Consider the following 7,421-nt stretch of genomic DNA (forward strand, 5'->3'; position numbering starts at 1 on the left):
GGAGGAACCGATGCCCCTGATGCGCAGGGTCGCGGCCATCGGCGCGGCCGTGGCCGCCGCGCGGCGATTCGCCCGCCAGAACCCCGAGACGGTCAACCGGTACGCCGACCAGGCCGCGGCCTTCGTCAACAGCCGCACCGGCGGGAAGTACCAGAAGCAGATCGACTCGGCGGTGCGCCAGGTCCGCAAGCAGACCAGCGTGCCGGGGCGCACGGTGCCGTTCCCGGAGCCGCAGTACTACGGGCCGCAGTCGGCCACCCGCTACCCGAGCCAGCGGACCGACCGTCCCTGACGCGTGATCCCCGCGCCGGCAGCGGGCACTCCGACGGACATGGGACTGAACTACCGTGGCCGCCGCAAGCTGGGCCCGCTGCCGGTGTGGCGCAACGTCTCGCGCTCGGAGAAGGGCAAGACCTCCTCCTGGACGGTGAAGCTCTTCGGCGTGAGCTGGAACAGCCGGACGAAGAAGAAGACCGTCGACCTGCCCGGCAACTGGTCCTACACGACTGACTGACGCGGTGAGCACCCCCGACACCCGCACCGTCCTCGTCACGGGCGCGACCGACGGCCTCGGCCGCGGGCTCGCGCACGACCTCGCCGGCCGCGGCCTGCAGGTCCTGCTGCACGGCCGCGACGACGAGCGGGGCAAGGCCACGCTCGAGGAGATCCGCCAGGCGACCGGCAACGACGCCCTGTCCTGGTACCGCGCGGACCTCGCCGACCTCGCGCAGGTCCGCGACCTCGCCGACCGCGTCGCCGCCGACCACCCTCGCCTGCACGTCCTCGTCAACAACGCCGGCATCGGGGCCGACGTCCCGGGCGGCGGCGAGCGCCAGGAGAGCGCCGACGGCCACGAGCTGCGGTTCGCGGTGAACTTCCTCGCCGGCCACCTGCTCACCCGCCGCCTGCTGCCGTCGTTGCAGGCCGCCGCGTCGCCGGGCGACCCGTCGCGGATCGTCATGGTGTCCTCGGCGGGCCAGGCCGCGCTGGACTTCGACGACCTCATGCTGCGCCGCGACTACTCGGGCTGGCGCGCCTACACCCAGAGCAAGCTCGCGCAGATCCTCGACGCGTTCGACCTCGCCGACGAGCTCGACCCGGCCGTCGTCACCGCGACCGCGCTGCACCCGGCGACCTACATGCCGACCAAGATCGTGCCGTCGCCGATCAGCACGATCGCCGAGGGCGTCGCGGCCACCGCGCGGCTGGCGGTCGACCCGGAGCTCGCCGGCGTCACCGGCCACTACTTCAACGGCGTGCGCGAGGCCGAGCCCGACCCGCAGGCGCACGACCCGCTGGCCCGCGCCCGGCTGCGCGCGATCGCCGACGAGCTGACCCGACCCTGACGGGAGATGTCAGCCTCTCCCCGCGAGGATGATCGCGTGACCCACCTCGAGAGCGCCTTCACCATCGACGTCTGGGAGCCCGCGGACGGCGACCCCCTCGCCGAGCCGGAGGGCCGGGGCCCGGCCACCGGCCGCACCCTGCTGCGCAAGACCTACTCCGGCCCGCTGCAGGGCACGGCCGTCGCCGAGCTGCTGACCACCCAGGGCGAGGGCGGCGCGGCCTACCTCGCGCAGGAGCGCGTGGTCGGCGATCTCGAGGGCCGGGCTGGCAGCTTCGTCCTCCAGCACGGGGCGTCGGGCGGCGACGGCCAGGAGATGCGGCAGTGGGCGTTCGTCGTCGCCGGGTCGGGGACGGGCGGGCTCGAGGGCCTGCGCGGCACCGGCGTCGTCGCCCACGAGCTCCTGACGCTGGACTACGAGCTGCCCTGATGGCGTTCACGACCGACCCCGACGGCACCCACCGCTACCGCGCGACCTGCACGTGGTCGGGCTCCACCGGTGCCGGCTACGACGGCTACGGGCGCGCCCACCGCGTCGAGGCCCCGCCCGCCGACACCACGCTGGCGCTGTCGAACGACCCGACGCTGGGCGGGGACGCCGCGCTGCTCGACCCCGAGCAGCTGGTGCTCGCCGCGGCGTCGTCGTGCCAGCTGCTGTCGTTCCTCGCGATCGCGGCGCGGGCCCGCATCGACGTCACCGCCTACCGCGACGAGGCCGAGGCGACGATGTCGCACGACGGCGGGCCGGCGCGGATCGCGGCGATCGTGCTGCGCCCGGAGATCACCGTGACGCCGGGCCCGAGCGTCCCGCGCGTGGAGCGGCTCGTGCACCTCGCGCACGGCGAGTGCTACATCGCCAACAGCCTCGCCACCCCGGTCACCGTGGAGCCGGTGGTCACCTTCCTCCGTGCGTGATCTTCTGAGCTATCGCTCAGAAGATCACGCACGTAGGCCGGTCAGGGCAGCAGCTCGGCGAGGCGGGCGCGGTAGCGGGCGACGTTGGCGAGCTTGATGTCCTCGTAGCCCCGGACCATGTCGGGCAGGGCGGCGATCTCCACGGCGCGGTCGACGTCGAGCTCCATCAGCGTCGGGACCAACGCTCGGTACTCCGCCACCAGCTCCCGCTCCACGCGGCGCACCTCGGCCACGCCGAACGGGTCGAGGCGCGTCCCGCGCAGGCGGCGCATCGCGCGCAGCGTGCGGAAGCCCGGCCGGAACCACCGGCCCAGCGTGATCTTGCGCTGCATGCCCGCGGCCCGGAGCACCGGCGGGTGGAGCTTCCACGCGTGGCGCGCGCCCTCGCCGAACTGCGCGCGCACGGACGCCTCGAGCGCCGGGTCGAGCGACAGGCGCGCGACCTCGTACTCGTCCTTGTACGCCATGAGCTTGTACAGCCCGGTGGCGATCGCCTCGGCGAGGCGCGGGTCGGCGTCGGACGCCGAGCGCACCACCGACGCGTAGGACCGCGCGTAGTCCGCGTCCTGGTAGGCGACGAGCTCGGGCACCCGGATCGCCACCAGGCGCTCCAGCTCGCTGCCCGCCGGCGCCCCGATCGACGCGACGATCTCCGCTGCCTCGGCCGCCCCGCGCGCGGTCAGCCCCGGCACCCCGGTGTCGGGACCCGTGCCGGTGACCCGCGCGACGACCGCCGCGAACGCCTCCGGGTCGGCCACCGACTGGCGGCCGCGGCGGAACGCCTGGAGGTTCTTCTCCACCGCCGCGCCGTTGAGCGTGAACGCCTCCTCGACCGCCGACGCCGGCAGCGGCAGCGCGCCGGCCTGGAACGCGGCGCCGAGCAGGAACGTCAGGGCGAACTGGTCGTCGCCGAAGAGGGCGTCGGCCAGCGCGCGGGCGTCGACGACGATCCCGACGTCTCGGCGCACCCGGTCCGTGATCCGCCGCAGCACCGCGTCGGCGTCCGGGAACGACACCGACGGGTCGACGACCATCGACCCCGTCGCGATCTTCGCCGACGACACCGCGGCGACCGTCCGCCACGACGCGCAGGTCGCGAGGTTCGCCGGGTCGGCGGCGACGAGCAGGTCGGCGCCGAGGTAGAGGTCGCACTCCCCCTCGGCGGCGCGGCCCGCGGCCTCGCCCGGCCGGCGGCTGACCTTGACGTCGGACACCACCGCCCCGCCCTTCTGGGCCAGCCCGGTCTGGTCGAGACCGCGCACGTGGCGCCCGGCGACCAGCGCAGCCGTCGCGAGCACCTGCGACACCGTCGTCACGCCCGTCCCGCCGATGCCGGCGAGGCGCACCGTGAACGACTCGTCGTCGACCACCGCGGGCGGGGTCGGCAGCACGTCGGCGCCCAGCGGCTCGAGCGCCGGTGCGTGGCCGGCGGTGCCGGGCTCGACGGCGAGGAACGCCGGGCAGTCGCCGTCGAGGCAGGAGTAGTCCTTGTTGCACGACGCCTGGTGGATGCGGGTCTTGCGGCCGAACTCGGTGTCGACCGGCGTCACCGACAGGCAGTTCGACGTCTGCCCGCAGTCGCCGCAGCCCTCGCAGACCCGCTCGTTGATCATGACGCGGGTCGACGGGTCGGCGAGCGTGCCGCGCTTGCGCTTGCGCCGCTTCTGGGCCGCGCACTCCTGGTCGTGGATGAGCACGGTGACGCCCGGCGTGTCGGCGAGGACGCGCTGGGCCTCGGAGTAGCGCGACCGGTCCCAGACCTCGACGCCCTTGGCCAGCTCCACCCCGCGGTAGCGCGACCGGTCCTCGGTGGTGACGAGGATGCGGGTGACGCCCTCGGCGGCGAGGCTCTGCGTCAGCGCCGGCATCGACAGCGCGCCGACGGCGTCCTGCCCGCCGGTCATCGCGGCCGCGCCGTTGTGCAGCAGGCGGAAGGTCATGTGCGCGCCCGCCGCCACGGCCGCGCGCACCGCGAGCGAGCCCGAGTGGTGGAAGGTGCCGTCGCCGATGTTCTGCACGTAGTGGTCGGCGTCGACGAACGGCGCCATGCCGAGCCAGTGCGCGCCCTCGCCGCCCATCTGGGTCAGGCCGGTGACCTCGCCGACCTGCTCCTCGGGCATCAGCAGCACCATCGTGTGGCACCCGATGCCCGCGCCGACCAGCGAGCCGTCCGGAATGGCGGTGGTCGAGGTGTTGTGGGGGCAGCCCGAGCAGTAGAACGGCGTGCGCTTCGCGCCGTCGACCGGCGTCAGCGACAGGTCGATGCGGCTGCGGCGTGCCTTCTCGTCGCGCCAGGCCCGCACCGAGGGCACGTCGCCGTGGGCGAGCAGGCGCTCGCCGAGGCGGCGGGCGACGACGTCGGGGTCGAGGTCGCCGGCCTCGGGGAACATCGCCGCGCCGTCGGGGCCGCGCTTGCCGTGCACGCGCGGGGCGTCGGGGCGCCCGTAGAGCCGGTCCTTGATCTGCGTCTCGAGGAACGCCCGCTTCTCCTCGACGACGACGATCTCGTCGAGGCCCGCGGCGAACCGGTCGACGACGCCGTGGTCCAGCGGCCAGGGCATGCCGACGCGCAGCAGGCGCACGCCGCGGCGGGCGAGCTCGGCGTCGTCGAGGCCGAGGGTGTCGAGCGCCTGGCGCAGGTCGAGCCAGCTCTTCCCCGCGGCCACGACACCGATGCGCGCCGGCCCCGCGCCGACGATCCGGTCCAGGCCGTTGGCGGCGGCGTAGCGGCGGGCGAGCTCGAGGCGGGCGCGGTAGAGGTCGCGCTCGATCGGGCCCAGCGAGGGCTGGAGGAGCACCGCCGAGGGGGTGTGCACCCAGGGCCGGCCGTCGATCACCGTGTCGGGGACGACCGGGAGCAGGCGGTCGGGGTCGACCTCGACGGTGCCCGAGCCGTCGGCGACGGCGGTGACCATCTTCAGTGCGGTCCACAGCCCGCTCACCCGCGAGAGCGCGACGGCGTGGCGGCCGAGGTCGAGGACGTCCTGGGAGTCGGCGGGGTAGAGCACCGGGACGGCCATGTCCGCGAGCGCGGCCTCCGACGCGCTGGGCACGCTCGACGACTTGGCCGCCGGGTCGTCGCCGACGAACGCGACGGCGCCGCCGCGGGGGTGGGTGCCGGTGAGGTTCGCGTGGCGCAGGGCGTCGGTGGCGCGGTCGAGACCCGGGGCCTTGCCGTACCAGTAGCCGACGACGCCGTCGCGGGTCAGGGAGCCGGTGGCCGCCGCGAGCTGGGTGCCCTCGACCGCGGTCAGCGCGATCTCCTCGTTGAGCCCCGGCGCGAACACGACGTCGTGCTCGTCGAGGAGGTCGCGGTTCCGCGCGAGCTCGAGGTCGTAGCCCGCCAGCGGCGAGCCCTCGTAGCCCGAGACGTAGCCGCCGGTGCGCAGGCCCGCGGCGCGGTCGGCGCGGTGCTGGTCCAGCGGCAGGCGGACCAGCGCCTGGACGCCCGTGAGGTGCACGCGCCCGTGGGTCATCGCGTAGCGGTCACGCAGCGACACCGGGCGGCGTGGCTCACCGGGGCCCCCGGACGGCACGTCGAACACGGGCGGTCGGACGTCGACGGTCATGGTGGACCTCCTCGGTGGCTCGGCGCACGGGCGCGGGGTGGGTCCCGTGGCCCGGGCCACACGTCGTGGCGGTGACCCGAAAGCTAGGGAGTTACTCGCCAGTGGTCTATCGTCGTGTTCAGGGGCTGGGCCGTTGGCCCAGTCGATCGCCCCTCGCGCTGATCCCCTTCGGCCAATGGACGAGCCAGGAGCCGGGATGGACCTCGACGACCTCGACCGCGCGCTGCTGCTCGCGCTCCTCGAGCGGCCGCGGGTCGGCCTGCGCGAGCACGCGCGGGCGCTGGGCATCGCGCGCGGCACCGTGCAGGCCCGCTTCCTGCGCCTGCAGGAGCGCGGGGTGATCGTCGGGTTCGAGCCGCAGGTCGACCCCGAGGCCCTCGGCTACGACGTGCACGCGTTCGTCACCCTGCACATCACCCAGGGCCGGCTCGACGCCGTGGCCGAGCACCTCGCGACGATCCCCGAGGTCGTCGAGGCGCACACCATCACCGGGGACGGCGACCTGTGGGCGCGCGTGGTCGCCCGGACCAACGCGCACCTCGAGCACGTGGTCCAGGGGATCATCGGCACCCCGGGCGTGGAGCGCACGCGCACGGAGATCGCGCTGACCGAGCGCGTGGCCCACCGCGTGCTGCCGCTGGTGCGCGCCCTGCCGCGGGGTGCGCGTCCGCGCACGTGAGCAGAAAGAGGTGCTGGAGCCCTTCTTCCTGCTCACCTGCCCGCAGGGCACACTCCGCGCCGTGATCGGTGAGCTCGGGCTCGACAGCACCGCGCAGCGCGTCGGCGACGGCGTGCACGAGATCGCCCTGTCGGACCGCTGGAGCCTCGACGACGGGCGTCTCAACGGCGGTTACCAGCTCAGCGTCGCGCTGCGGGCACTCGCCACGGAGGTCCCGCTGCCCGACCCCGTGGTGGCGTCGGCGTCGTACCTGCGCCCCGCGATGCCGGGTCCGGCGCGGGTCCGCACCGAGGTCGTCCGGGCGGGCCGGCGGCTCGCGACCGGCACCGCCCGGCTCGTGCAGGCCGGCCCCGACGGCGCCGAGCGCGACGTCCTGCGCCTCGAGGCCACGTTCGCCGACCTCGCCGCGACCCCCGCCGACCCCGTCGACCTCACGGTCCCGCCCGCGCTGCCGCCGTTCGCGGAGTGCGTGAGCTTCGGCGGGCCGGACGCCCCGCCGGGCGCGGCGACGGTGGGCCGGCGGATGCGCTACGGCGTGCCCGCCCTGCCCGGTTGGGTGCGCGGCGAGCCGTCGGGCGACCCGTCGGCGGAGTTCTGGTTCGCGTTCGCCGACGGCTCGGACGCGACGCTGCTCGACCTCGCGTTCGTCGTCGACGGCGCGGCGCCGGTGGTGCTGGAGATGGGCCGCGGGTCGAGCACGGCGCAGCTCACCGTGCACCTGCGCGAGCACCCCGCACCCGGCCCGCTGCGCTGCCGGACCGTCACCCGCCACCTCGCCCACGGCCTGCACGAGGAGGACGTCGAGGTGTGGGACGCCGACGGGGCGCTGGTCGCGCAGTCGCGGCAGCTCGCGCTGCTCCTCTGAGACTCCATGGCCCTTCCGGTGGCCGCCTCGGCGGCTGAGAATCGGTGC

At 75.1% G+C, this 7,421-nt stretch carries 8 protein-coding genes; 7 read left to right on the plus strand and 1 reads right to left on the minus strand.

All coding sequences use genetic code 11. The features are described 5' to 3' along the window. Positions 1–10 precede the first annotated feature (10 nt). The 5 genes from PH190_RS26925 to PH190_RS26945 are packed head-to-tail and all read left to right on the plus strand — an operon-like array spanning position 11 to position 2,260. On the plus strand, positions 11–292 hold the full coding sequence (locus PH190_RS26925) for an antitoxin (RefSeq protein WP_274234620.1): 282 nt from the start codon (positions 11–13) through the stop codon (positions 290–292). 39 nt (positions 293–331) lie between these two features. Then, positions 332–514: a hypothetical protein gene (locus tag PH190_RS26930; protein ID WP_274234621.1), complete on the plus strand. Its 183-nt coding sequence runs from the start codon at positions 332–334 to the stop codon at positions 512–514. A 4-nt stretch (positions 515–518) separates the two neighbouring features. Beyond that, complete coding sequence (locus PH190_RS26935) at positions 519–1,346, plus strand: SDR family NAD(P)-dependent oxidoreductase (RefSeq protein WP_274234622.1); 828 nt, start codon at positions 519–521, stop codon at positions 1,344–1,346. A 36-nt stretch (positions 1,347–1,382) separates the two neighbouring features. Then, positions 1,383–1,775: a DUF3224 domain-containing protein gene (locus PH190_RS26940; protein WP_274234623.1), complete on the plus strand. Its 393-nt coding sequence runs from the start codon at positions 1,383–1,385 to the stop codon at positions 1,773–1,775. Continuing rightward, entirely contained in the window at positions 1,775–2,260 is a 486-nt protein-coding gene (locus PH190_RS26945; RefSeq protein ID WP_274234624.1) for an OsmC family protein, read from the plus strand. Before PH190_RS26940 ends, PH190_RS26945 begins: the two co-directional genes overlap by 1 nt. 41 nt (positions 2,261–2,301) lie before the next feature. Here the strand turns inward: PH190_RS26945 and PH190_RS26950 are convergent, their stop codons facing one another. Beyond that, entirely contained in the window at positions 2,302–5,829 is a 3,528-nt protein-coding gene (locus PH190_RS26950) for an indolepyruvate ferredoxin oxidoreductase family protein (RefSeq protein WP_274234625.1), read from the minus strand. 175 nt (positions 5,830–6,004) lie between these two features. Here PH190_RS26950 and PH190_RS26955 point away from each other — a divergent pair, with 175 nt between their 5' ends. After that, positions 6,005–6,508 (plus strand): Lrp/AsnC family transcriptional regulator, encoded by a 504-nt coding sequence (locus PH190_RS26955; protein ID WP_274234626.1) that lies wholly within the window; start codon positions 6,005–6,007, stop codon positions 6,506–6,508. Positions 6,509–6,518: 10 nt separating this feature from the next. Then, complete coding sequence (locus PH190_RS26960) at positions 6,519–7,373, plus strand: thioesterase family protein (RefSeq protein ID WP_274234627.1); 855 nt, start codon at positions 6,519–6,521, stop codon at positions 7,371–7,373. The last annotated feature ends 48 nt before the right edge of the window (positions 7,374–7,421 follow it).

The organism is Actinomycetospora straminea, from assembly GCF_028737255.1.
Taxonomy (GTDB): Bacteria; Actinomycetota; Actinomycetes; order Mycobacteriales; family Pseudonocardiaceae; genus Actinomycetospora; species Actinomycetospora straminea.